Origin of the sequence: Burkholderia cenocepacia, from assembly GCF_900446215.1 — a bacterium.
Classification (GTDB): domain Bacteria; phylum Pseudomonadota; class Gammaproteobacteria; order Burkholderiales; family Burkholderiaceae; genus Burkholderia; species Burkholderia cenocepacia.
Map to the genome: position 1 here is coordinate 461,446 of NZ_UAQZ01000015.1, position 23,707 is coordinate 485,152.

At 67.9% G+C, this 23,707-nt stretch carries 22 protein-coding genes; 11 read left to right on the forward strand and 11 right to left on the reverse strand.

The genetic code is table 11. The annotated features are described in order from the left end of the window. Nucleotides 1–121 precede the first annotated feature (121 nt). From pxpB to pxpA, 3 genes are read left to right on the forward strand one after another with little or no spacing between them, the layout of a single operon-like run. On the forward strand, nucleotides 122–778 hold the full coding sequence (pxpB, locus tag DTA15_RS31890; protein ID WP_006483176.1) for a 5-oxoprolinase subunit PxpB: 657 nt from the start codon (nucleotides 122–124) through the stop codon (nucleotides 776–778). Further along, nucleotides 775–1,842, forward strand: coding sequence for a 5-oxoprolinase subunit C family protein (locus tag DTA15_RS31895; protein ID WP_012492349.1), 1,068 nt, complete (start codon nucleotides 775–777; stop codon nucleotides 1,840–1,842). Before pxpB ends, DTA15_RS31895 begins: the two co-directional genes overlap by 4 nt. 56 nt (nucleotides 1,843–1,898) lie before the next feature. After that, a complete protein-coding gene (pxpA, locus tag DTA15_RS31900) occupies nucleotides 1,899–2,663 on the forward strand; it encodes a 5-oxoprolinase subunit PxpA (RefSeq protein WP_006483671.1) in 765 nt (254 codons plus the stop codon). Nucleotides 2,664–3,221: 558 nt separating this feature from the next. Here the strand turns inward: pxpA and DTA15_RS31905 are convergent. The 10 genes from DTA15_RS31905 to DTA15_RS31950 all read right to left on the reverse strand — a co-directional run bounded on the left by DTA15_RS31905 (nucleotide 3,222) and on the right by DTA15_RS31950 (nucleotide 14,601). Continuing rightward, nucleotides 3,222–4,367 carry a TraB/GumN family protein gene (locus DTA15_RS31905; protein WP_006492839.1) on the reverse strand — a complete coding sequence of 382 codons (1,146 nt, stop codon included), beginning with the start codon at nucleotides 4,365–4,367 and terminating at the stop codon, nucleotides 3,222–3,224. After that, on the reverse strand, nucleotides 4,360–5,373 hold the full coding sequence (locus DTA15_RS31910) for a peptide ABC transporter ATP-binding protein (RefSeq protein ID WP_006489146.1): 1,014 nt from the start codon (nucleotides 5,371–5,373) through the stop codon (nucleotides 4,360–4,362). Before DTA15_RS31910 ends, DTA15_RS31905 begins: the two co-directional genes overlap by 8 nt. Beyond that, nucleotides 5,370–6,368 (reverse strand): ABC transporter ATP-binding protein, encoded by a 999-nt coding sequence (locus DTA15_RS31915; protein WP_006489144.1) that lies wholly within the window; start codon nucleotides 6,366–6,368, stop codon nucleotides 5,370–5,372. The genes DTA15_RS31910 and DTA15_RS31915 overlap by 4 nt, the downstream gene beginning before the upstream one ends. 2 nt (nucleotides 6,369–6,370) lie before the next feature. Next, complete coding sequence (locus DTA15_RS31920) at nucleotides 6,371–7,288, reverse strand: ABC transporter permease subunit (protein ID WP_006489141.1); 918 nt, start codon at nucleotides 7,286–7,288, stop codon at nucleotides 6,371–6,373. Nucleotides 7,289–7,292: 4 nt separating this feature from the next. Next, complete coding sequence (locus DTA15_RS31925; RefSeq protein WP_006489147.1) at nucleotides 7,293–8,303, reverse strand: ABC transporter permease subunit; 1,011 nt, start codon at nucleotides 8,301–8,303, stop codon at nucleotides 7,293–7,295. 110 nt (nucleotides 8,304–8,413) lie between these two features. Next, nucleotides 8,414–10,042 (reverse strand): ABC transporter substrate-binding protein, encoded by a 1,629-nt coding sequence (locus DTA15_RS31930; protein WP_006489145.1) that lies wholly within the window; start codon nucleotides 10,040–10,042, stop codon nucleotides 8,414–8,416. 321 nt (nucleotides 10,043–10,363) lie between these two features. Beyond that, nucleotides 10,364–11,671: an MFS transporter gene (locus DTA15_RS31935; RefSeq protein ID WP_006489148.1), complete on the reverse strand. Its 1,308-nt coding sequence runs from the start codon at nucleotides 11,669–11,671 to the stop codon at nucleotides 10,364–10,366. Between the two features lie 191 nt (nucleotides 11,672–11,862). After that, a complete protein-coding gene (locus DTA15_RS31940; protein WP_012492346.1) occupies nucleotides 11,863–12,174 on the reverse strand; it encodes a high-potential iron-sulfur protein in 312 nt (103 codons plus the stop codon). Between the two features lie 160 nt (nucleotides 12,175–12,334). Beyond that, nucleotides 12,335–13,444: an NAD(P)/FAD-dependent oxidoreductase gene (locus DTA15_RS31945; RefSeq protein WP_006489140.1), complete on the reverse strand. Its 1,110-nt coding sequence runs from the start codon at nucleotides 13,442–13,444 to the stop codon at nucleotides 12,335–12,337. A 176-nt stretch (nucleotides 13,445–13,620) separates the two neighbouring features. Beyond that, complete coding sequence (locus DTA15_RS31950; RefSeq protein WP_012492345.1) at nucleotides 13,621–14,601, reverse strand: AAA family ATPase; 981 nt, start codon at nucleotides 14,599–14,601, stop codon at nucleotides 13,621–13,623. Between the two features lie 249 nt (nucleotides 14,602–14,850). On the opposite strand from DTA15_RS31950, the gene DTA15_RS31955 reads away from it, so the two are divergent. The 8 genes from DTA15_RS31955 (at nucleotide 14,851) to DTA15_RS31990 (ending at nucleotide 22,908) form a co-directional block, all read left to right on the forward strand. Then, nucleotides 14,851–15,579 carry a nitroreductase gene (locus tag DTA15_RS31955; protein ID WP_006482028.1) on the forward strand — a complete coding sequence of 243 codons (729 nt, stop codon included), beginning with the start codon at nucleotides 14,851–14,853 and terminating at the stop codon, nucleotides 15,577–15,579. Between the two features lie 146 nt (nucleotides 15,580–15,725). Further along, on the forward strand, nucleotides 15,726–16,214 hold the full coding sequence (locus DTA15_RS31960) for a hypothetical protein (RefSeq protein WP_006482033.1): 489 nt from the start codon (nucleotides 15,726–15,728) through the stop codon (nucleotides 16,212–16,214). A 5-nt stretch (nucleotides 16,215–16,219) separates the two neighbouring features. Beyond that, nucleotides 16,220–17,035: an endonuclease/exonuclease/phosphatase family protein gene (locus DTA15_RS31965; protein ID WP_006482036.1), complete on the forward strand. Its 816-nt coding sequence runs from the start codon at nucleotides 16,220–16,222 to the stop codon at nucleotides 17,033–17,035. A 308-nt stretch (nucleotides 17,036–17,343) separates the two neighbouring features. After that, complete coding sequence (locus DTA15_RS31970) at nucleotides 17,344–18,114, forward strand: ferredoxin--NADP reductase (RefSeq protein WP_006482027.1); 771 nt, start codon at nucleotides 17,344–17,346, stop codon at nucleotides 18,112–18,114. Nucleotides 18,115–18,529: 415 nt separating this feature from the next. Further along, nucleotides 18,530–19,345 carry a quorum system sensor histidine kinase RqpS gene (gene rqpS, locus DTA15_RS31975; RefSeq protein ID WP_006482035.1) on the forward strand — a complete coding sequence of 272 codons (816 nt, stop codon included), beginning with the start codon at nucleotides 18,530–18,532 and terminating at the stop codon, nucleotides 19,343–19,345. 7 nt (nucleotides 19,346–19,352) lie between these two features. Continuing rightward, nucleotides 19,353–20,009, forward strand: coding sequence for a response regulator transcription factor RqpR (gene rqpR / locus DTA15_RS31980; RefSeq protein WP_006477530.1), 657 nt, complete (start codon nucleotides 19,353–19,355; stop codon nucleotides 20,007–20,009). A gap of 215 nt (nucleotides 20,010–20,224) precedes the next feature. After that, nucleotides 20,225–21,631, forward strand: a complete 1,407-nt coding sequence (bcaP, locus tag DTA15_RS31985) for a branched-chain amino acid transporter BcaP (RefSeq protein WP_006492936.1) — start codon at nucleotides 20,225–20,227, stop codon at nucleotides 21,629–21,631. Nucleotides 21,632–21,882: 251 nt separating this feature from the next. Then, entirely contained in the window at nucleotides 21,883–22,908 is a 1,026-nt protein-coding gene (locus DTA15_RS31990) for an XdhC family protein (protein ID WP_006482029.1), read from the forward strand. Between the two features lie 57 nt (nucleotides 22,909–22,965). Here the strand turns inward: DTA15_RS31990 and DTA15_RS31995 are convergent, their stop codons facing one another. Beyond that, the gene (locus tag DTA15_RS31995) at nucleotides 22,966–23,700 is read right to left on the reverse strand and encodes a PepSY-associated TM helix domain-containing protein (protein ID WP_006482034.1); all 735 of its coding nucleotides are present in this window, start codon (nucleotides 23,698–23,700) and stop codon (nucleotides 22,966–22,968) included. Nucleotides 23,701–23,707 lie beyond the last annotated feature (7 nt).

Sequence of the window (23,707 nt, forward strand, 5' to 3'; positions counted from 1 at the left end):
ATGTGCCCGAGTGTACGCCAGAAGCCCCGGCCGGCGAGCTAGGCGAAAACGCTTATTGAGAAGTTGTCGATATTTTATTGACAATGTGCGCTAACATTGCCGTCCGAACCGTGCCAGTCCGATGACGCCACCCCGCATTTATCCGCTCGGCGATGCCGCCCTCGTCTGCGAGGTGCCGCCGCCCGCCACGCTCGATTGCCAGCGCCGCGTCTGGGCCGTGGCCGAGGCCGCGCGCGCGTGGCCCGACGTGATCGACGTCGTTCCCGGCATGAACAACCTGACCATCGTGTTCGACGCGCTCGCCGCGACGGCCGAGTCGCTCACGCCCGCGCTGCGCGACGCGTGGGAGACGGCCGACGTCGAGCACGCGGACGGCCGCGAGGTCGAGATCCCGGTCGAGTACGGCGGTGCCGCCGGTCCCGACCTGGCTGCCGTCGCCGCCCACACGGGCCTGTCGGCCGACGAGGTCGTCGCGCGCCACGCGGCCGGCGCCTACGTCGTGTTCTTCGTCGGGTTCCAGCCCGGTTTCGCGTATCTCGGCGGCCTCGACGCGTCGCTGCACACGCCGCGCCGCGCGGCGCCGCGTCTCGAGGTGCCGGCCGGCTCGGTCGGCATCGGCGGCGCGCAGACGGGCATCTACCCGGCCACGTCGCCCGGCGGCTGGCAACTGATCGGCCGCACGTCGCAGGTGCTGTTCGATCCGGCGCGGCCCCAGCCGACGCTGCTGCTGCCCGGCGACCGCGTGCGCTTCACCATTGCCGGAGTCGACGCACGATGACCCAGAACCACGCACCGGGCACCATCGAGGTCGTGCGGGCCGGCCCGCTGTCGACCGTGCAGGATCTCGGCCGCCGCGGCACGCGCCATCTCGGCGTCGCGCAGGGCGGCGCGCTCGACGGCCTCGCGCTCGAAGTCGGCAACCGGCTCGTCGGCAACCGCCCCGACGCGGCGGCCGTCGAAATCACGATCGGCCCCGCCACGTTCCGCTTCACGCGCGCCACGCGCATCGCGATCACCGGCACCGAGTTCGGTGCAACGCTCGACGGCAAGCCCGTTCATTCGTGGTGGAGCCTGCCGGTCGCCGCCGGGCAGACGCTCGTGCTGCCGGCCGCGAAACGCGGCATGCGCGGCTACCTGTGCATCGCGGGCGGCATCGACGTGCTGCCGATGCTCGGCTCGCGCAGCACCGATCTCGCGTCGCGCTTCGGCGGCCTCGGCGGCCGCACGCTGCGCGACGGCGACCGGCTCCCGGTCGGCGTGCCGCCGGCCGGCGCCGGCTGCCTCGCGGCCGATGCGCCCGAATTCGGCGTGAAGGCGCCGGCATGGTGCGCGTTCGTGCGCGTCGACGAGCCGCCGCGCCGTCACCGCCCCGCGCATGCGCCGTGGGCGATGCCCGTGCGCGTGCTGCCGGGCCCCGACTACGCGTCGTTCGCGGCCGATTCGCAGCAGGCGTTCTGGGACGAGGAATGGCTCGTCACCGCGAACAGCAACCGGATGGGCTATCGGCTCGCCGGCGCCGAGCTCGTGCGCGCGCGCCCGGTCGAGCTGCTGTCGCATGCGGTGCTGCCCGGCACGATCCAGGTGCCGCCGAACGGCCAGCCGATCGTGCTGATGCACGACGCGCAGACCACCGGCGGCTATCCGAAGATCGGCACGGTGATCCGCGCCGACCTGTGGAAGCTCGCGCAGGCGCGGCTCAACCTGCCGATCCGCTTCGTGCGCACGACGCCCGACGCCGCGCGCGGCGCCCTCATCGCGGAACGGGCGTACCTGCGGCAGATCGACGTCGCGATCGAGATGCGCGAGGAAGCGCGCCGCCGCGCCCAATCGCGCGCGGCGTGACAATGGCGGAAGCAGCAACGAAAGACGCGCCACTCAACCAGTGGACGAGGAACATCATGGAAATCGATCTGAATGCCGATCTCGGCGAAGGATGCGGATCGGACGAGGCGCTGCTCGACCTCGTCACGTCGGCGAACATCGCATGCGGCTGGCATGCAGGCGGCGCGAACGCGATGCGCGACTGCGTGCGCTGGGCCGTGCAGAAAGGCGTGTCGATCGGCGCACACCCGAGCTTTCACGATCCGGAGAATTTCGGCCGCAAGGAAATGCAGTTGCCGGCCGGCGACATCTATGCGGGCGTGCTGTACCAGCTCGGCGCGCTGTCGGCGATCGCGCAGGCCGAGGGCGGCCGCATCGCGCACGTGAAACCGCACGGCGCGCTGTACAACCAGGCCGCGCGCGATCCGCTGATCGCCGACGCGGTGGTGTCGGCGATCCACGACTTCGATCCGTCGCTCGCGGTGTTCGGGCTCGCGAACAGCGTGTTCATCGCGGCCGCGCGGCAGGCGGGGCTCGCGGCGGTGGAGGAAGTGTTCGCCGATCGCGGCTACCGCGCGGACGGCTCGCTGGTGCCGCGCAGCCTGCCCGGCGCGCTGATCGACGACGAAGACGCGGTGCTCGCGCGCACGCTCGACATGGTGCGCAACCGGCAGGTGCGCGCGCTGAGCGGCGAATGGGTGCCGCTCAATGCGCAGACCGTCTGCCTGCATGGCGACGGGCCGCATGCGCTGGCGTTCGCGAAGCGGATCCGCGCGGCGCTCGAAGCCGCCGGCGTCGACGTCGTCGCGCCCGGCGCGCTGCAGGCCGACGAAGGCGCGTAACGCCGCAGCGGGCGCCTTGCCCGCGCCCCGCACGTTTTCGTCGCACCAAAGAAAAAAGCGCCCTCGTGGCGCTTTTCCGTTGGTGCAATCGGTGCGGCTTCGCCGTCTGTCGATTCACCCCCCGAAACCGTCTTTCGACGGTGACCGGAAAAACATTCCGGATTAAAAAACGTCCGCCGCCGCCCGATCACTGCCTTCCCCGGTCAGACGACGGAACGTCGCTTATGTGCAAGTCGGCCTGCATGCATGTGTTGTTCGACGACGATTGGCCCCGCCGTGCATGCAGACTCTCCGCGGCCGGCACGCGTTTCACGTGCCGGCGACGCTCACCCCGCGCTTTATTTCTGCTACCCCGTAGAACTTATCTATTCTTTTCATTTTTTCAACTTGTGGGGTGAAGAATAGATATCGGCCGAACGGGATGTCAATCGTTTTAAACGCTATTTTCCGACGATTCAAGGGTTTTCCTTATCGACCGACACCGCCGTGCAGGCGCGGCGCGCGGCGCGCGCGACGTCGATCAAACAGGGGACGATCAGCGCATGCAGCCGGGCGCGATCAGTTCGCGTCGACCCGGTATCCTTGCTGGCGCAACAATTCGAGCACGCCGCGCGGGCCACCCAGATGCAGCGCGCCGATCGCGACGAACAGCGGCCGGTTCGGCGCGGCGATTGCCGTCATCCGTGCAACGAAGCGCCGGTTGCGCTCGTACACGATCTTGTTGTCGAGCGACGCCGACAACGCCTTCGAACGGGCGAGCCGTTCGCTCTTCGCGACCGCCCACGCCGAGATCGCATCGGCGTCGCCAATTCGCCACAGCCGGTGCAGCGCCTTGATGTCGTCGGCGTTCTGCGCGGGGGTCTGCACCATGTCCTGCGCGAGCATCTCGCGCTGCTCGGCCAGCGTCAGCCCGGTGAACGCGCGCATCTGTTCGGCGAGCGTCTCGAGCCCGATCACGCGGCCGCCTTTCTTCTTCAGGAACACGTTCTGCAGTTGCGCCTCGGTGCCGTATTCGGTCTGCAGGCCGGCGGACAGCGAATCGTAGGTCTCGACGACGAGCGCCGCGAGCCACGGCCGCATCTTGCGGATCTCGGCGAGCGCGGCCGGGTTGCCGCGCAGGCGCGCCGCGAGCCGCTGCCACAGCGGCTCCGGCAGCAGGCGCTGCAGGCACGGGTAGCGGCACACGCCGTATTTCGACACGTCGTCCTGCGATTCGAGCAGATCGTCGGGCGACAGCTCGAGCGCGAGCGTCGGCGACGCGGCGAGCGCCGCGAGGATGCGCGGCCGGAACGGCTGCGCGCTCGGGTAATCGGACGGATCGCCCGTATGCAGCGTGCCGAGCACGTAGAGCGTGACCTTGCCCTTGGTCGCGACGTAGAACGGCATGCGCGCCGGCTGCACGCGCACGGTGCCGCGCGACACCGTGCCGTCCGAGACGGCCGGCGCATGGAAGCCCGGCAGGCTCATGCCGGGCGGCGGGACCTGTGACGGATGAATCGGCGAAGTCGCCGGCGCACGCCCTTCGGCGCGCGCCGGTTCGACGGAGACCACGACGCTGGCCGCCGCGCACGCGCCGGCCAGCGCCGCGCCCGTGACGGTACGCACGCTCCAGCGCCGCGCGTAGCGGTACGCGCGCATCACGCGCGCACTGCCGGTCCCCACACGGCGCACGCCGGACACGCGCGCCGCCAACGCTTCAGGCATTCGCCTCCCCTACCTCCTCGGCGCGATGGCAGGCCACGCGCCGGCCGTCCACTTCGCGCAATTGCGGCTCCTCGACGCGGCACCGCTCGACCGCGTACGGGCAGCGCTGGTGGAACGCGCAGCCCGACGGCGGATTGAGCGGCGACGGCAGTTCGCCCTGCAGCTTGATCTGCACGCGGCGGTCTTCCTCGAAGATCGCCGGCGTCGCCGACATCAGCGCCCGCGTGTACGGATGGCGCGGCCGTGCGTAGATCGTCGCCTTGTCGCCGAGTTCCGCGACGCTGCCGAAGTACATCACCATCACGTCGTCCGCGACGTGCTCGACCACCGACAGGTTGTGCGAGATGAACACGTAGCTCGTCTTGAACTGCTCCTGCAGATCCATGAACAGGTTCAGGATCTGCGCCTGGATCGACACGTCGAGCGCGGACACCGGCTCGTCGGCGACGACGATGCGCGGATCGAGGATCATCGCGCGCGCGATCGCGACGCGCTGGCGCTGGCCGCCCGAGAACATGTGCGGATAGCGCTTCGCGTGCTCGGGCCGCAGGCCGACCGTGCGCATGATCTGCGCGATGCGCGCAGCGCGCTCGGCGGCCGTCAGGTTCGCGTTGATCTCGAGCGGCTCGGCGAGCGTCTGCTCGACGGTCTTGCGCGGATTCAGCGACGCGAACGGGTTCTGGAACACCATCTGCACGCGGCGGCGCAGGTCGGCGACCGTGTCGCGGCTCGCGCCGGCCACGTTCTTGCCGTCGATCGTCAGGCTGCCCGACGTGGGCGTTTCGATCATCGTGAGCTGGCGCGCGAGCGTCGACTTCCCGCAGCCCGATTCGCCGACGACGGCGAGCGTCTTGCCGCGCTTCAGCGAGAACGACACGCCGTTCAGCGCCTTCACCGTGCCCTGCCCGAACATCCCGCGCTTCACCGAGTAGTGCTTCGCGAGGCCGTCGGCCACCAGGACGTCCTCGTCGTGCGACGCGTGGCGCGTATCCTGGACTGCGTTCATCGTGCGCCTCCCGTCAGGTCGAGGTTGGAAACATTGAGCGGCTTGATGCAGCGCGCGCGCATCGCATCGTTGGCCGGCACCAGCGTGTCGAGCGCCGGCCGCGCCTTGCGGCAATCGTCGACCACGTACTTGCAGCGCGGCGCGAACAGGCAGCCGGACGGGCGATCATCGCGGCCCGGCACCATGCCGGGCAATGCGGCAAGGCGACGCGCCCCCTTATTGTGCTCGGGAATCGCCGCGAGCAGCGCTTCGGTGTACGGATGATGCGGCGCGCGGAAGATGTCGGGCACGCGATTGGTTTCGATGATCTCGCCCGCGTACATCACCGCGACGCGATGCGCGACCTCCGACACCACGGCCAGATCGTGCGAGATCAGCACGAGCGCCATCCCGCGCTCCTTCTGCAGCTTCACGAGCAGATCCATGATCTGCGCCTGGATCGTCACGTCGAGCGCGGTGGTCGGCTCGTCGGCGATCAGGAGCTTCGGGTTGCACGCGACGGCCATCGCGATCATCACGCGCTGGTTCATCCCGCCCGACATCTGGTGCGGGAACGACGCGATGCGGTTCTTCGCATCGGGAATGCCGACCTGGTCGAGCAGTTCGAGCGCGCGCCGGTGCAGCGCGTCGCCGCGCAGCCCTTCGTGCAGCTTCAGCACTTCCTTGATCTGGTAGCCGACCGTGTAGCTCGGGTTCAGGCTCGTCAGCGCGTCCTGGAACACCATCGCGATGTCCTTGCCGACGATCTTGCGGCGCGCCTTCGGCGACGCCTTCAAGAGATCCACGCCGTTGAACGTGACTTCGTCTGCCGTCACCTTGCCGGGCGCGTCGATCAGGCCCATCAGCGCCATCATCGTCACGCTCTTGCCCGAGCCCGATTCGCCGACGACGCCCACCACCTCGCCCGGTGCGACCGACAGGTTGATCCGGTCGACCGCGGGCAGGCCGTTGAAGTTCACCGCGAGATTGCGGATGGTCAGTAGGTTCTGGGTCATGGTCATGCCATCCGTTTCAGCTTGGGATCCAGCGCGTCACGCAGCCCGTCGCCGAGCAGGTTGATCGCGAGCACCGAAATCAGGATCGACAGGCCGGGCATCGTCACGATCCACCACGCGTTGTCGATGTAGTCGCGCGCGGATGCGAGCATCGCGCCCCACTCGGCGGTCGGCGGTTGCACGCCGAGGCCGAGGAAGCCGAGCGCGGCCGCGTCGAGGATGGCCGACGAGAAGCCGAGCGTCGCCTGCACGATCAGCGGCGCCGTGCAGTTCGGCAGCACCTGCGAGAACATCAGGCGCAGCGTGCCGGCCCCGGCCACGCGCGACGCGGTCACGTATTCCTTCTGCAGCTCGCCGAGCGCCGACGCGCGCGTGAGACGCACGTAGGCCGGCAGCGCGACGATCGCGATCGCGAACATCGTGTTGGTGAGGCCCGGGCCGATGATCGCGACGACCGCGACCGCGAGCAGCAGCGACGGCAGCGCGAGCAGCACGTCCATGATGCGCATCACCGGCGTGTCGGCCCACTTCTGGAAGAACGCGGCGACGAGCCCGAGCACGATGCCGGGGATCAGCGCGAGCACGACCGACACGAAGCCGATCCAGAACGACATCCGCGCGCCGAACATCAGCCGCGAAAGGATGTCGCGGCCCGCTTCGTCGGTGCCGAGGATGAATTGCCAGTTGCCGCCGGCGAGCCACGCGGGCGGAATCTTCACGTAGTCGCGGTATTGCTCGACCGGGCTGTGCGGCGCGATCAGCGGCGCGAGCAGTGCGACTGCGATCAGCACGATCACGACGATGCCCGCGCCGACGGCGCCGCGGTTGCGCGAGAAGTTGGCCCAGAACTCGCGCAGCGCGAGCGCACGGCCGCCGGCCGGCGCGGATTCGGTCGGCAGGGTATTTTGCAGATTGCTCATGGGATTACCTCGTGTGGCGGATGCGCGGATTCAGCACGCCGTACAGCAGGTCGACGACCAGGTTCACGACGATCACGAGCGTCGCGATCAACAGGATGCCGCCCTGGACGACCGGATAGTCGCGGCGGCCGATCGCATCGATCAGCCACTTGCCGACACCGGGCCACGAAAAGAGCGTCTCGGTCAGCACCGCACCCGCAAGCAGCGTGCCGATCTGCAGGCCGATCACGGTGACGACCGGGATCAGCGCATTGCGCAGCGCATGCACGACGACCACGCGCACGGGCGACAGCCCCTTCGCGCGGGCGGTGCGGATGTAGTCCTCGCGCAGCACTTCGAGCATCGACGAGCGCGTCATCCGCGCGATCACCGCGAGCGGAATCGTGCCGAGCACGATCGCGGGCAGGATCAGGTGGCTCACCGCCGACTTGAACGCGCCTTCGTCCGGCGCGAGCAGCGCGTCGATCAGCATGAAGCCGGTCGGGTGCGGGAAATCGTATTCGACCGCGATGCGCCCGGACACGGGCGTCCAGCCGAGATACGACGAAAACACCATGATGAGGATCAGCCCCCACCAGAAGATCGGCATCGAGTAGCCGGTGAGCGCGGTGCCCATCACGCCGTGGTCGATGACCGAGCCGCGCCGCAGCGCGGCGATCACGCCGGCCGGCAAACCGACCGCGAGCGCGAACACGAGCGCGCACAGCGACAGTTCGACGGTCGCCGGGAAGCGCGCGAAGAATTCACCGCCGACGCTCGTGTTGGTGATGATCGACGTGCCGAGGTCGCCATGCAGCGCACGGCCGACGTAGTGGAGGTACTGCAGCGGCAGCGGCTGGTCGAGCCCGAGGCGCTTCATCGCCTCTGCGTGCATCGCGGGATCGACGCCGCGCTCGCCCATCATCACTTCGATGGGGTCGCCCGGTATCAGGTGAATCAGCGCAAACGCCAGGATGGTGATGCCGATGAAAGTCGGGATCACCATCCCCACGCGGCGCAACACGAATCTGAACATGATGCGTCTCGTATTTTCTTGTGGGAAATGTGCGACCGGCGACGGGAAGCTTTTGGCCTCCCGCCGCCGGATGAGTTAGCCGGTCTTCGCGACAGCTTATACGGGCCGTATTACTTCACGCCGACACCGTCGAAGCGAGCATAGCCGAGCGGCTCGATACGCATGTCGACCACGTTCTTGCGCACCGGCTGGTAGACCGTCGAGTTCGCGATCGGCGAGAACGGCAGCTGTTGCGCGAAGATCTGCTGGGCCTGCGTGTAGAGCTTCGTGCGCGCGTCCTGGCCCGTCGTCGTGCGGCCCTTCTGGACCAGCTCGTCGAACGGCTTGTAGCACCAGTGCGAGAAGTTGTTGCCCTTGATCGCTTCGCAGCCGAGCAGCGTGCCGAGCCAGTTGTCCGGATCGCCGTTGTCGCCCGTCCAGCCGATCAGCATCGTGTCCTGCTCGCCCGCGTGCGCACGCTTGATGTACTCGCCCCACTCGTACGTGACGATCTTCGCCTTCACGCCGATCTTCGCCCAGTCGGCCTGGATCATCTCGGCCATCAGGCGGGCGTTCGGGTTGTACGCGCGCTGCACGGGCATCGCCCACAGCGTGATCTCGAACCCGTTCGGGAAGCCGGCCTTCGCGAGCAGCGCCTTCGCCTTCGCGGTGTCGTAGGCCGCCATCTTCAGGTTCTTGTCGTACGACCATTGGGTCGGCGGCATCGGCGCGCTCGCGGCCTGGCCGGCGCCCTGGTAGACGGACTCGAGGATCGCCTTCTTGTTGATCGCCATGTCGAGCGCCTGACGCACTTCGAGCTTGTCGACCGGCTTGTGCTCGACGTTGTACGCGAGGTAGCCGAGGTTGAAGCCGGCCTGCGACGGCATGTCGACGTTCGAATCGGCCTTCAGCGTCGCGATGTCGGCCGGGCGCGGATAGCTCATCACCTGGCATTCGTTGCGCTTGATCTTCTGCACGCGCACGCCCGGGTCCGGCGTGATCGAGAAGATCAGCTTCGACAGCTTCACTTCGCCCTTCTTCCAGTAATCAGGATTGCCATCGAAGCGGATCGTCGCGTCCTTCGTGTAGCTGCGGAAGATGAACGGACCCGTGCCGACCGGCTTCTGGTTGATGTCGGCGGCACGGCCGGCCTTCATCAGCTGGTCGCCGTATTCGGCCGACAGGATCGACGCGAATTCCATCGCCATGTTCTGGATGAACGGCGCGTTCGGCTCGGCCAGCGTGAACTTCACGGTGTACGGATCGACCTTCTCGACCTTCGTGATCAGCTTGTCGAGACCCATGTCGGTGAAGTACGGGAACGACACCGGGTACGCCTTGCGGAACGCATTGTTCGGATCGAGCATGCGCTGGAACGAGAACACGACGTCGTCCGCATTGAATTCACGCGTCGGCTTGAAGAAGTCGGTCGTATGGAACTTCACACCGTGGCGCAGGTGGAACGTGTACACCTTGCCGTCGGACGACACGTCCCACTTCTCGGCGAGGCCGGGCTCGACCTTCGTGCCGCCGCGCTCGAATTCGACGAGGCGGTTGTAGACGGTGAACGTGGCGGCGGTGAAGTCGACGCCGGTCGTAAATTGCGCGGAATCGAAACCCGCCGGGCTGCCTTCTGAGCAGTAGACGAGCGTTTTGTTCGGGATCTGTGCGAATGCAGAACCCGCGACGCCGAGCGATGCCGCTGCCACGCCTGCCATGGCGGTAACACGCAGGGTGTGCAACAGACGGTTGTATTCCATGTTTCCTCCAGGTCTCCAGATCGGAACCGGTCCCGCCAGGGAGCCGGCGTACGCGGATATTACTTGAGCTAACGATGCTGCAACAAGCTGGAGAAAAAACTCTTCTATACGCCCGCCGGGTTTTTGCCGATTTTTAGTGTGGGTAAAAAATGCAACCACGCGCGCGAGCGACAATTCCGTCCATTTCGCGGCATGTTTCGTTCGACGACTAAACAATTCGGGTGCGAACGCGAAGGGGCGACACACCGTTTCCCCGCGTTCTGCATCACATCATTGCGTTTGGCGAAACGATTCGATGACCGTCCTCAAATCGTCATGTCGTCACGCCGGCGCATCGAGGTCGGCGCTGCGCGCGGGCACGAACGCGACCGCGACGATCGACAGCGCGAGGCCCGCCATCACGTAGTAGGTCGGCGCGAGCGGCGTGCCGGTGACCTTGATCAGCCACGTGACGATGAACTGGCCGAAGCCGCCGAACAGCATCACCGCGACGTTGTACGCGATCGACAGCCCGGTCGAGCGCACGTTGGCCGGGAACAGCTCGGCGATCATCGCGCCGAACGGCCCGTAGTAGCCTGCCAGCGTCACCGACAGCACGGCCTGCACCGCGATCAGCCGCCCGATGCTCGGCGCCGCGTCGAGCCATGCGAACAGCGGGTACATCAGCGCGAGCGTCAGCACGAGCGACCACAGCGACAGCCCCTTGCGGCCGATGCGGTCCGACCACGCGCCCGCGATCGGCGACAGCACCATCAGCAGCAGGTTGCCGATGATCACCGCGTAGAACGATTCCGCATACGGCAGCTTCAGCTGCTTCACCGCGAAGGTCGGCAGGTAGCTGATCAGCACGTAGATCGTCACGGTGAGCGCGATCACCGAGCCGAGCCCGCACAGCACCTCGCGCGGGTGGCGCGTGAACACTTCGCCGAGCGTCGCGCGGCGCGCGTTCTGCTGCGCATGCAGGAACGCTTCGGAATCGGCGAGATGGCGGCGGATGTAGAAGCCGATCGGGCCGATCAGCAGCCCGAGGACGAACGGCACGCGCCAGCCCCAGCTGCGCAGCGCGTCGTGCGACAGCCCGCGCGTGACGGCCGCGCCGACGAGCGCGCCGATCAGCAGCGCGGCCGCCTGGCTCGCCATCTGCCAGCTGCCGTAGAAACCGCGTTTCGAGAACGGCGCCGCTTCGATCAGCAGCGCGGTCGAGCTGCCGAATTCGCCGCCCGCCGAGAAGCCCTGCAGCAGGCGGCCGAGCACGATCAGGATCGGCCCGCCGATGCCGATCGCCGCATAGGGCGGCGCGATCGCGAGCAGGAAGATGCCGGCCGTCATCAGCAGGATCACGAGCGACAGCGCGGCCTTGCGGCCCGCGCGGTCCGCGTACAGCCCGAACACGATGCCGCCGATCGGGCGCATGAAGAACGCGACGCCGAACGTCGCGGTGGTCAGCAGCAGCGACGAGTATTCGCTGGAGGTGGGGAAGAACAGTTCGGCGATCACGACCGTCATGAAGCCGAACACCGTGAAGTCGTACCACTCGAGTGCATTGCCGATCACGGCGGCCGCCACCGCGCGCCGGTTCAGCGCACGCTCGGGCCGGATCGTTTTCGTTGAATTCGCAATCGTCGCCATGCGTGCCTCGTCCTCGTGAATTCGCCGTGTCGGGCGGCGCGGCGCGCGGGCATGCCGCGCCGCGCAGGTGTGCAGCGAGTGTAGAAAGCGCCGGAACCGTTTTCAAGCAATAAAAAACGCTCGCCATCGAACGACAGCGAGCGTTTTGCGGTTTTCGCCACAATGCGGCATCGCACGATGCCGCACCGGCCTCAACCCATCTTCGAGAATGCGCTGCACCAGCCCTTCGCCGCGACCTGCTTGCCGGGGAAGGCGCCGCACGGGCCCGACGTCGAGCCCTTCTTGCCCTGGTACAGCATGCAGGCCGCGCAATCCTGGCCCGCTGCGTATTTCGGGTACTTCGTCTTGTCGACCTTGGTGGCATCGGCCTTGTAGCCGAGCGCCGCCGCGGTCGGATCGGTTTCCGACAGCATCGGCGCATCGGCCAGCGCTTCACGCGACAGTGCCAGCGCGGACACGGCACCAATACTCGTAATCAGGAAACTCCGACGGGTTGCTTTCATAGGGGGAACTCGCTCCAACGTTATTGGTTTGAAAGCCGTTCTGGCGACGGCCGTTCGACAGAATAACGCCCAAGCGAATAAATGTGCGCGCCGAAATGCCGGAGATAAGGGATTTCACACGGGTTTCGCGCGGCCGGCCCGCACGGACGCGGGCCGCGCATCACGCGCGCGACACCATGTCGCCCACCCGCTGCGCGAGCGCGAGCGACGCGGTGAGCCCCGGCGACTCGATGCCGAACAGGTTCACGAGCCCGCGCACGCCGTGCTGCGCGGCCCCCTGCACGATGAAGTCGGCCGGCGGCTCGCCGGGCCCCGCGAGCTTCGGCCGGATACCCGCGTACGCCGGCTGCAGCGCATCGTCGGGCAAGCCCGGCCAGAACGCGCGGATCGACGTGTAGAACGCGCCCGCGCGCGCCGGATCGACCTCGTAGCGCAGCGAATCGCACCACTCGACGTCCGGGCCGAAGCGCGCCTGCCCGCCAAGATCGAGCGTCAGGTGCACGCCGAGCCCCGCGCGATCGGGCATCGGATAGATCAGGTGCGAGAACGGCGCACGGCCCGACAGGCTGAAATAATTGCCGCGCGCGAAATAAAGCGGCGGCACCCAGCGCGGATCGAGGCCCCGCGTGCGGCGCGCGAGCGCCTGTGCGCCGAGCCCCGCGCTGTTGATCACGCAGGTGGCGTCGATCTCGGCCGGCGCGCCGCCGCCGGTGCGCACGATGAAGCGGCCGCCACGCAGCACGTCGATCGACTCGACCGGAGCGTGCAGCGCGCACACGGCGCCGTCGCGCTCCGCGTCGCCGAGCAGCGCGAGCATCAGCTGGTGGCTGTCGACGATGCCGGTCGACGGCGAGAACAGCGCCTCCACGCATTCGAGCGCGGGCTCGAGCGTCTGCGCCTCGGCGCGCGTGAGCGGCAGCAGGTCGAGCACGCCGTTTTCGGCGGCGCGCGCGGCGATCGCCTTCAACTGCTTCACCTGCGCGGCGCTCGTCGCGACGAGCAGCTTGCCGGTACGCCGGTGCGGCACATGATGGGTCTCGCAGAATTCGTACAGCAGGTCGCGCCCGTGCACGCACGACATCGCCTTCAGCGACCCGCGCGGATAGTAAAGCCCCGCGTGAATCACCTCGCTGTTGCGCGAACTCGTGCCCGTACCGATCGCGTCGGTCGCCTCCAGCACGATCGTTTCACGCCCGCGCGCGGCCAGTTCGCGCGCAATCGCCAGACCGACGACACCCGCGCCGATCACGACACAATCCGTCTGCTCCATGGCTTTTCGCGCTGCTCGCGCGTCGAAGGGAGAGAGAAGAATTGTACGTCCCGGTTCGCCCGCTTGCCGAACGCCGACGTATCGCGTCGCGACGATGCGGACGGTGGCGCAGACAACGATGCGGCCACGAATGCGACGAATGCCACGCGCGCTGCGGCCGGGCGCGCGTGGCCGCGTCAGAAGCCGATCGGCCGGCGCTTCGCCGCGCCTTCGTCGGCGCGGATGTCGGCCGGCCCGATCGCGTCGCGGCCGTCGAGCCGCGCGGCGCCGAACGCGTGCAGCAGCGCGCGGCGCATCGTGCGCGGCGGCGTCGCGGCCAGCACGTCGAGCGCATCGTCGCCGAGCGTCTCGGGGAAGCGCCGCCCCCACGCATGCGACGTGCGGATCTCGTCGTAGATCGTCTGCGCGATCCGGCGTGCGCCGGCCGCATCGGGCGGCGCGATCTCGTACACATTCATCCGGTTGAGCAGCGGCTCCGGAATCGCCTGCGCGTCGTTCGCGGTCGCGATCCAGATCACGTTGCCCGCGTCGATCGGCACTTCCGCGAATTCGTCGACGAACGCGCGCGCGGTGTCGTGCTCGAGCAACGCATACAGCGCGCCGAGCGGATCGTATTGCGCATCGCTGCCGGCCTTGTCGATCTCGTCGACCGCGATCACCGGATTCGCGTAGCTGCCGTTCACGAGCGCGTCGAACACCTTGCCGGGCTTCGCGTTCTTCCATTGCGACGACGCGCCGGACAGGATCCAGCCGGCCGTCAGCGAACTCATCGGCACGTAGTGGTACGCGGTGCCGAGCAGTTGCGCGAGCGCCTTCGCGAAATGCGTCTTGCCGATCCCGGGCGGCCCGAGCAGCAGGATCGGCATCAGTTCGAGCCGGTCGTCCGTTTCGAGACACAGCGCGATCTGCTTGCGCACGTCGTTGAGCGGCTCGCCGAAATTCGGCAACGCCTCGCCGAGCGCGTCGAACGACGGCATCCGGTTCGGCTTCACGCAAAAGCGCAGATTCCCCGTCTTGAGCATCTTCTCGTAGGTCGAGCGCAGTGCGTCGCTTGCGCTCTCGTTCAGGTCGCCCAGCGCCGTCTCGACCTGCTCGAGGTCGTACACCGTGCTGAAGGACGCCACCGCCAGTTCCTGTTTCACCATCGCCGTCGTCATACCAACCTCGCTGCCTTGCCGTCACACACTCATCAGACCCTTACGATTTCAGTGTAGCGATCCCGCATCGCCGTGCAAGCAAGCAGCCGGGGGAGTCTGCTGCTAACAGCGCGCCCGCGCTGCACGGTCGTGCGCCGCGGCGTATGATCGACAGTTCACGACGCTCGCGCCGGGCGCGCCGCTGGCGTTCGCGCGCCGCGCACACGCTGCTCCCGCACCGCGCCAGACGCCTCGCCCGAAGAGTTGCCGATGTCCGTCCCCACTGCTTCCCCGCGCGTCGACGCCGACGCGATCCGTTCCGTCGATACCGTCGACGCCGCGCTCAAGTCGCGCCGCGCGATCCGCGCATTCCTGCCGACGCCGGTGCTGCGCGACACGCTCGAGGCGATCCTCGAAGCCGCGAGCCGCGCGCCGTCGGGCACCAACATCCAGCCGTGGCGCGTGTACGTCGCGACGGGCGCCACGCGCGACGCGCTCGCCGCCGCGCTCACCGCGGCCTACGACGATCCTGCGCGCGACGAGAAATACGTCGCCGAATACGACTATTACCCGCGCGAATGGGTGTCGCCGTATATCGACCGGCGCCGCAAGGTCGGCTGGGACCTGTACGGTCTGTTGAACATCGGCCGCGACGAGAAGGCGCGCATGCATGCGCAGCACGCGCGCAATTTCCGTTTCTTCGATGCGCCGGTCGCGCTGTTCTTCACGCTCGACCGCGTGATGACGTTGGGGGCCTGGCTCGACTGCGGGATGTTCCTGCAAGGCGTGATGACGGCCGCGCGCGCCCGCGGCCTCGATACGTGCCCGCAGGCCGCGTTCGTGCCGTTTCACCGGATCGTCGCCGAACATCTCGACATTCCGGCCAACGAGCAGCTCGTCTGCGGCATGTCGCTCGGCCATGCGGACCCCGACGCGATCGAGAACCGCCTCGTCACCGAGCGCGCGAGCGTCGCCGAGTTCGCGCGCTTTTTCGCTTGAAAACGCATGACGCGTCCTTACCTGTCGAGCAGGACCGCATCGTGCTGCGAACCCGTCGCGGCGCGTCCCGTCACATCGCGACCGAAATCGATCGGGCGTAAGATGTGCGTCCGTTCCCCGCTATCCCGCGTTTCCGGAGACGTTTCATGCTGAAACACGGCCTGGCCGTCCTGCTTGCGAGCGTCGTGCTCGCCGCCCATGCGCAGAGCCCCGCGCCGGCCGTCGTCGCATGGGAAATCCAGGTGGTGCGCGACGGTCAGACGATCGACACGTTCCAGCAAAACACCACCGTGGGCCAGTCCCGCACCGATACCCATCGCTATCCGTCATCCGTGCCGGTGGGCTGCGGCAATGCCGCGCGCGTCGTGCCGACCGAGCGCTCGCGCTCGGTGACGGTCGCCCCGCTCGCCGTCGACGCCAACGCGAACACCGTGTCGCTCGGGCTCGACGTGCAGGAAACGCTCGACGACGAAAACGCGACGCGCGGCGATCCGTGCGTGCCCGCGTCGCCGCGGCAAATCGTCGCGAGCCACCCCGGTCTGTCGGTCGGCGGCGAGGCGTGGACCGACTGGACGCTCGTCGAGCAGCATCCGCATCTCGTGTACCGCGTGCGCGCGCACGTCGCGAAGGACTGAGCGTCATGTCCGCCGACGCTCTCTCCCTGCCGTTCGCCGAACCGCACGCCGCGCCCGACGAAATCACCGCCGTCAGCTGGAACCTGCACAAGGGCCGCTCGCCGCTCGGCTTCACCGCGTGGAACGCGATGCGCGACTGGATGCAGTCGACCCACGCCGACGTGTATTTCCTGCAGGAAGCGATGGCGCGCCGCATGCCGCGCCCGATGCTCGCACCGGGCTTCGGCGCGCCGATGGACGACACGGTCGACGACGTGTGGCATTGCCAGGCCACCGAGATCGCGCAGGCGCTCGACTGGCAGATCGCGCTCGGGCCGAACGTGTTCAAGCCGTCGTGGCGGCACGGCAACGCGATCCTGTCGCCGCATCCGCTCGACCTCGGCGGCCGCTGGGACATCTCCGCGCACCGCTTCGAGCGGCGCGGGCTGCTCGTCGCCCGCGCGACGCTCGCGGGCGCCCGCCCGGTCACGCTGCTGTGCGCGCACCTGGCGCTCACGCGCGCCGCGCGGCTGCGCCAGATGCACTGGATCGCGCACTGGATCGTGCGCAACGCGGGCGACGATCCGCTCGTGCTCGCCGGCGATTTCAACGACTGGCGCAACGATTCGGTCGCGCTGTTCGGCGAGATCGGGCTGTCCGAGGTCGCGACGCTGCTCGGCGAATCGGGCCGCACGTTCCCCGCGTTCTCGCCGGCGCTCGCGCTCGACAAGATGTTCGTGCGCGGGCTGACGCCGCTCGAATGGCGTGCGCCGTCAGGCGAAGCCGCGTGGCTGTCGGACCACCTGCCGTACATCGCGCGCCTGCGCCTCGATCCGCAGTAGCGCCCGCGGTCCCGCGGCGCCCCCGGTCACGGCGCTGCCGGAGCACGCCGCACTCGCCGCGACACGCGCGGCTGATCATAGAAAGCATGTTGAAAGGATCTGTTGCGCCAAATCCGCGCAGCCGCGGGGGTCAAGCCCGCGATCCGCGTCAACAGGGTAAAATAACGAGTTCCTCAAACGTCTGTCATCGAGAAGGCGCGTGTCCGACGCGCCGGCCGGCCGATCCGCGATCGGGCCGTCGCACTCGGTTTTTTGCCCGTTTTTGGGCCCGTTACACGCGTTCGCCACGCGCGTCCGTTTTCAAAGCCATGAGCAAATACGACACCGCCACCGTCCAATCCGTCCATCACTGGACCGACACGCTTTTCAGCTTCACCTGCACCCGTGAGGCGAGCCTGCGCTTCAACAACGGCGAATTCACGATGGTCGGCCTCGAAGTCGACGGCAAGCCGCTCGCGCGCGCCTATTCGATCGTCAGCCCGAACTACGAGGAGCATCTCGAGTTCTTCAGCATCAAGGTGCAGAACGGCCCGCTGACGTCGCGCCTGCAGCACCTGAAGGTGGGCGACACGGTGCTGATCGGCAAGAAGCCGACGGGCACGCTGGTCGCCGACAACCTGCTGCCGGGCAAGACGCTGTGGATGCTGTCGACGGGTACGGGCCTCGCGCCGTTCATGTCGATCATCCGCGATCCGGACATCTACGACCGCTTCGACAAGGTGATTCTGACCCACACGTGCCGCCTGAAGGGCGAGCTCGCGTACATGGACTACATCAAGCACGACCTGCCGGGCCACGAGTACCTGGGCGACATCATCAAGGAAAAGCTCGTCTACTACCCGACCGTCACGCGCGAAGCGTTCGATAACGAGGGCCGGATCACCGACCTGATCGCGACGGGCAAGCTGTTCACGGATCTCGGCGTGCCGGCCTTCTCGCCGGAAAACGACCGCGTGATGCTGTGCGGCAGCACCGCGATGCTGAAGGACACGACCGACCTGCTGAAGCAGGCCGGCCTCGTCGAAGGCAAGAACAGCGCGCCGGGTCACTACGTGATCGAGCGCGCATTCGTGGACTGATCGATCCCCGAATTTGTGCCGTATCAAGAACCGGAGCGAAAGCTCCGGTTTTTTTTCGTCCCTACTTGGCGAATTCGTAACAAACTGGGACCATTCCATCTCAAATAGTTACATTTGGATACGTCATCGCCCGGTGTTCGGGTGTCAGTGTTTTTCCTACAACAGGTTCATTCCGATTATTCACATTTACCCTTAAATGTCCGCCCGACATGACCTTTTCAGAAATTTTGAGATATTATTCGCCGCGCGTGGTTGCCGTTCGGATGAGAGTGGAAGGGTCGGATGCAAGTGTTACAAGACGTAACTTTTGTTACCTCGGCATGGAGCGATTCTCTGGCGGCGACCGTCATCGAAACGGCAGCCGGTGCACGCAACCAGCCGGTGTCTGAACCGCTTTCTGACAGCAGGGAGAGTCATGGATACGTCGCTTAACGCGCCCTCGGGCGCCCACGCCCCGTTCCCGTCGCGGCAGCGCATGCCCGGCTGCGCCGCGACTTCGCCCCTGGCCGACGTCGCATCGAAACGCGACGCGTCCGCCGCACGGATCGCGGCACTTTCCGCCCAGTTGCTCGCCGCCGACGAAGCGGCCCGCCGCCATCTGGCCGGCGAGCTGCACGACGGGCTCGGCGCCGAATTGACCGCTGCCCGCTTCGCGCTCGCAAACGTTCAAACGTGGCTGCCGGCCGATGCGCCGGAAGGCTGCCTGCGCGCGCTGGCGCTGGCGCAGCAGGCGCTCGACGCCGCGACCGACGCGAATCGCCGGCTCATCGAGGAGCGCGACACGCCGGCGCTCGACGCGGGCGTGGTCGGCGCGCTGTCGTCGTGGATCGACACCCATGCGGCGCGCACCGGCCTGCGCACGAGCTTCGTGTGCGCGGCCGACGCGCGCCTTACGCAAATCGCCGGCGCCGGCGCGCTCGCGGTATTCCGCGTCGCGCAGGAAGCGCTGTCGAACGTCGCGAAACACGCCCGCGCGACGTCGGTCGACGTGCGGATCGTCACCGACGGCACGCACCTGTCGCTGAGTGTCACCGACGATGGGACCGGTTTCGCGCGCAATCGCCGCAGCGGCTACGGCCTCGCCGGCATGCGCGCGCGCTGCGAGGCGTTCGGCGGCAGCTTCGAGACGGCCACGCCGGCAACCGGTCGCGGCACGCGCGTCACCGCGCGCTTCGCGTGGGATTCGCTGCTCGCGGTGCCCGTCGCGGCACGCCGCACGTCGCTTTCGTGAGGTCGCGATGAGCCTGAACATCCTGCTCGTGGACGATCACGCGATCGTCCGGCAAGGGATCCGCCAGTTGCTGATCGACCGCGGCGTCGCGCGCGACGTGACCGAGGCCGAGAACGGCGGCGACGCGATGGCGGCCGTCGACAAGCAGGAATTCGACGTGATCCTGCTCGACATCTCGCTGCCCGACACGAACGGCATCGAGGTGCTCAAGCGCCTCAAGCGCAAGCTGACGCGCACGCCGGTCCTGATGTTCTCGATGTACCGCGAGGACCAGTACGCGGTGCGCGCGCTGAAGGCCGGCGCGGCCGGCTACCTGTCGAAGACGGTCAACGCCGCGCAGATGATCGGCGCGATCCAGCAGGTCGCGGCCGGCCGCAAGTACGTGAGCCCCGCGATGGCCGAGGCGCTCGCCGAATACGTGTCGTTCGAGAACGAACCGCTGCCGCACGAGAAGCTGTCCGATCGCGAATATCAGACGCTCTGCATGCTCGCATCCGGCAAGCGGCTCACCGATATCGCGAACACGCTGTCGCTGTCGGTGAAGACGGTGAGCGTGTACCGGTCGCGGCTGCTCGAGAAGATGCGGCTGTCCAACAACGCGGAACTCACGTTCTACGTGATGAGCAACCGGCTCGTCGACATGGCGCCCACGGCCGGCGCCTGAGCCCCCCGGCCCATTCGAATTCGTCCGATCCCGCGACGCGGCGCACGCCGCGCCGCGCCCAACCGCGCCCGCTCCGGGCGCAAGCGCTTGTTTTATCGGACGATTCCACGGCGCACCGCGGCGCCGCAGCGGGGCTTGCACGCCAAATCAGCTAAAATTATGGGTTTTCACTCAGTCAACGCGCCGTGCCTGCGCGCGATGGCGATTCATCCGCAATGTCTCTTTTCCGCAAGAAAAACGTCGATCGCATGATCGCCGGCGCGCAAGCCGCCGGGCTCAAGAAAGCGCTCGGCGCGATCGACCTCACCTTCCTCGGCATCGGCGCGATCATCGGCACCGGCATCTTCGTGCTGACCGGCACCGGCGCCGTCCAGGCCGGCCCCGCGCTGATGCTGTCCTTCGTGATCGCCGCGATCGCGTGCGGCCTCGCCGCGCTGTCGTACGCGGAGTTCGCGTCGACGATCCCCGTCGCCGGCTCGATCTACACGTATTCGTACGCGACGCTCGGCGAGCTGGTCGCGTGGATCATCGGCTGGGACCTGATGCTCGAGTACGGCCTCGCGTCGTCGGCCGTGTCGGTCGGCTGGTCGGGCTACCTGCAGTCGCTGCTGCAGGGCTTCGGGCTGTCGCTGCCGACCGTGCTGACGGCCGCGCCCGGCGCGGTGCCGGGCGTCACCACGTGGTTCAACCTGCCCGCGTTCCTCGTGATGATCGTGATCACGACGCTGCTGTCGATCGGCATCCGCGAATCGACCCGCATCAACAACATCATGGTGTTCATCAAGGTGTCGGTCGTGCTGCTGGTGATCGCGGTCGGCCTGTTCCACGTGACGCCCGCGAACTGGAAGCCGTTCATGCCGCACGGCTGGAACGGCGTGTTCGGCGCGGCCGCCGTGATGTTCTTCGCGTTCATCGGCTTCGACGCGGTGTCGTCGGCGGCCGAGGAAGTGAAGAACCCGAAGCGCGATTTGCCGATCGGCATCATCGCGTCGCTCGCGGTGTGCGCGGTGCTGTACGTGACGGTCGCCGCGGTCGCGACCGGCATCGTGCCGTCGGCCCAGTACGCGAACATCTCGCACCCGATCTCGTACGCGCTGCAGGTCGCCGGCGAGAAGTGGGTCGCGGGCTTCATCGATCTCGGCGCGGTGCTCGGCATGCTCACCGTGATCCTCGTGATGAGCTACGGCCAGACGCGCGTGATCTTCGCGATGTCGCGCGACGGGCTGCTGCCGGCCGCGCTGTCGCGCGTGCATCCGCGCTATGCGACGCCGTTCCTGACCACCTGGCTGGTCGGCCTGTTCTTCGGGCTGATCGCCGCGCTCGTGCCGCTCAATGTGCTCGCCGAGCTGATCAACATCGGCACGCTCGCGGCGTTCTCGATGGTGTCGATCGCCGTGCTCGTGCTGCGTCGCACCCACCCCGAGCTGCCGCGCGCGTTCCGCTGCCCGGGCGTGCCGGTGGTGCCGATCCTCGCGGTCGCATCGTGCCTGTTCCTGATGCTGAACCTGCAGCCCGTCACGTGGGCCGCGTTCGGCATCTGGCTCGTGATCGGCCTGGTGATCTACGCGCTGTACTCGCGACACCACTCGAAGCTCGCGCACGGCCACCCCGACGCGCACTGAGCGCCGTCATCGCGCGCCGCCGCGGCGCGCGATGACGAACCCCACGCGGAGCCGCCCCGGCTCCGCACGCCCCTCTCCCGAACCCTCGGCCGCCGCGCGATCAGTGTCCGATCGTCGCGATCTCTTGCCCGATCGTCCGGATTTGCCCGCCCCCGCCGCCGCGCCGCCTGCACGCGCGCGCCGGGCGGTTCATAATCCGGCCATCGAATGACGGCGCCGCGCGGCGGGCCGTCCGGCAACAGGAAAAAACGATGGAAAGCGTCGATCTCGATGTACTGAAATCCAGCGCGCGCTGGCTCGAAGAAGGGCGCCGCGTGCTGCTCGTGACGGTCGTGAAGACGTGGGGCTCGTCGCCGCGCCCCGAAGGCGCGATGCTCGCGGTGCGCGAGGACGGCCTGGTGGTCGGCTCCGTGTCCGGCGGATGCATCGAGGACGACCTGATCGCCCGCGTGCATGCGAGCGGCATCGCGGCCGATGCGCGCCCGGAAGCGCTCAAGTACGGCGTGACCGCCGAGGAAGCGCACCGCTTCGGGTTGCCTTGCGGCGGCACGATCCAGCTGGTGCTCGAACCGCTCACGCGCGACAGCGGGATCGCCGCACTGTGCGCGGAAGTCGAGGCCGGCCGCCTCGTCACGCGCACGATGACGCTCGCGACCGGCCGCGCGTCGCTGTCGCCCGCGCAGGCGACCGACGGGCTCGCGTTCGACGGCGAACGCCTCGTGACGATCCACGGGCCGCGCTACCGGATGCTCGTGATCGGCGCCGGCCAGTTGTCGCGCTATCTGTGCCAGATCGCGGTCGGGCTCGACTACCAGGTGACGGTCTGCGATCCGCGCGACGAATACACGGATGCGTGGGACGTGCCGGGCACGCGCGTCGTGCACACGATGCCCGACGATACGGTGCTCGACATGAAGCTCGATGCGCGTTCGGCGGTGATCGCGCTCACGCACGACCCGAAGCTCGACGATCTCGCGCTGATGGAGGCGCTGAAGACGCCCGCGTTCTACGTGGGCGCGCTCGGCTCGCGGCGCAACAACGCGGCGCGGCGCGAGCGCCTGCGCGAATTCGATCTGAACGAAGTGGAACTGGCTCGGCTGCACGGGCCGGCCGGCATCTACATCGGCAGCCGGACGCCGCCGGAAATCGCGATCTCGATCCTCGCCGAGATCACCGCCGCGAAGAACAACGTGTCGCTGCCGACGATCCTGCAGGTCGAAGGCGCGAAGGCCGCGCGCGAAATCGCGGCGAACAGCGGCGCGGCCTGCGGCCTCTGACCCGCGGCGGCGGCGGGCGATCACGCCCGCCGGCCGCTACCCCGGCGCGAATCGCGCTCAGGTCAGGCCGGCGGCCAGCGCCGCGGCAACCGAACCGACTACCAGCACGACGCCGACCGTGCGGCGCTTGTTCAGCTCGGTCCACAGCAGCACGCCGGTCAGCGACAGCAGGATCAGCGAGCCCGCGATCGTATCCATCAGCAGCACCCAGCCCAGATTCATCCCGACACCGCGATGCAGGTTGTTCAGCGTCGTCAGGAACGTGTTGCCGGTGCGCTTCACCGACACGTAGCCGTTGCCGACCCAATACTCGGCCTGCAGGTTCTGGTGCGGCCCGAACACGCCGAATTGCCAGTGCTCGGGCTGCATCACGCGCTTGTCGCCCCATGCGACGGCCTGCGCGGGCTCCTTGCGCATGCGGCCCGGCTTGCCGTCGAACTGCAGCTCCTGCTGCAGCCACTTCGTCATCGCGGCGGGCGTCTTCGGCACCGGATCGGGCAGCGCGATCTGCATCTCCTCGACCTGCGGCTCACCGGTCGAAATCTTCAGCGGCGGCGCGCGATGGTTCAGCAGCACGCCGGTCACGCCGAACAGCAGCCCGAGCACCGCGCCCCACAGCCCGACCCAGCCGTGCACCTTGCGCAGCCACTTGATGAAGGTCGCACGGCGCGAGCGCTGGCGGCGCGCGGCCAGTTCGTCGTCGCTCAGCGGACGGCCCGCCGGGTGCAGCACGGTGACGCCGGCGCGCGGCATGCCCGTCTTGGGCGGGTCGATCGTTTCGGGCGCGTTCACGCGAAAG

Excerpts from the sequence above, each read along its gene's own strand:
- pxpB (WP_006483176.1), top strand. The coding sequence starts at position 122 with ATGACGCCACCCCGCATTTATCCGCTCGGCGATGCCGCCCTCGTCTGC.
- DTA15_RS31895 (WP_012492349.1), top strand. The coding sequence starts at position 775 with ATGACCCAGAACCACGCACCGGGCACCATCGAGGTCGTGCGGGCCGGC.
- pxpA (WP_006483671.1), top strand. The coding sequence starts at position 1,899 with ATGGAAATCGATCTGAATGCCGATCTCGGCGAAGGATGCGGATCGGAC.
- DTA15_RS31905 (WP_006492839.1), bottom strand. The coding sequence starts at position 4,367 with ATGCCTGAAGCGTTGGCGGCGCGCGTGTCCGGCGTGCGCCGTGTGGGG.
- DTA15_RS31910 (WP_006489146.1), bottom strand. The coding sequence starts at position 5,373 with ATGAACGCAGTCCAGGATACGCGCCACGCGTCGCACGACGAGGACGTC.
- DTA15_RS31915 (WP_006489144.1), bottom strand. The coding sequence starts at position 6,368 with ATGACCCAGAACCTACTGACCATCCGCAATCTCGCGGTGAACTTCAAC.
- DTA15_RS31920 (WP_006489141.1), bottom strand. The coding sequence starts at position 7,288 with ATGAGCAATCTGCAAAATACCCTGCCGACCGAATCCGCGCCGGCCGGC.
- DTA15_RS31925 (WP_006489147.1), bottom strand. The coding sequence starts at position 8,303 with ATGTTCAGATTCGTGTTGCGCCGCGTGGGGATGGTGATCCCGACTTTC.
- DTA15_RS31930 (WP_006489145.1), bottom strand. The coding sequence starts at position 10,042 with ATGGAATACAACCGTCTGTTGCACACCCTGCGTGTTACCGCCATGGCA.
- DTA15_RS31935 (WP_006489148.1), bottom strand. The coding sequence starts at position 11,671 with ATGGCGACGATTGCGAATTCAACGAAAACGATCCGGCCCGAGCGTGCG.
- DTA15_RS31940 (WP_012492346.1), bottom strand. The coding sequence starts at position 12,174 with ATGAAAGCAACCCGTCGGAGTTTCCTGATTACGAGTATTGGTGCCGTG.
- DTA15_RS31945 (WP_006489140.1), bottom strand. The coding sequence starts at position 13,444 with ATGGAGCAGACGGATTGTGTCGTGATCGGCGCGGGTGTCGTCGGTCTG.
- DTA15_RS31950 (WP_012492345.1), bottom strand. The coding sequence starts at position 14,601 with ATGACGACGGCGATGGTGAAACAGGAACTGGCGGTGGCGTCCTTCAGC.
- DTA15_RS31955 (WP_006482028.1), top strand. The coding sequence starts at position 14,851 with ATGTCCGTCCCCACTGCTTCCCCGCGCGTCGACGCCGACGCGATCCGT.
- DTA15_RS31960 (WP_006482033.1), top strand. The coding sequence starts at position 15,726 with ATGCTGAAACACGGCCTGGCCGTCCTGCTTGCGAGCGTCGTGCTCGCC.
- DTA15_RS31965 (WP_006482036.1), top strand. The coding sequence starts at position 16,220 with ATGTCCGCCGACGCTCTCTCCCTGCCGTTCGCCGAACCGCACGCCGCG.
- DTA15_RS31970 (WP_006482027.1), top strand. The coding sequence starts at position 17,344 with ATGAGCAAATACGACACCGCCACCGTCCAATCCGTCCATCACTGGACC.
- rqpS (WP_006482035.1), top strand. The coding sequence starts at position 18,530 with ATGGATACGTCGCTTAACGCGCCCTCGGGCGCCCACGCCCCGTTCCCG.
- rqpR (WP_006477530.1), top strand. The coding sequence starts at position 19,353 with ATGAGCCTGAACATCCTGCTCGTGGACGATCACGCGATCGTCCGGCAA.
- bcaP (WP_006492936.1), top strand. The coding sequence starts at position 20,225 with ATGTCTCTTTTCCGCAAGAAAAACGTCGATCGCATGATCGCCGGCGCG.
- DTA15_RS31990 (WP_006482029.1), top strand. The coding sequence starts at position 21,883 with ATGGAAAGCGTCGATCTCGATGTACTGAAATCCAGCGCGCGCTGGCTC.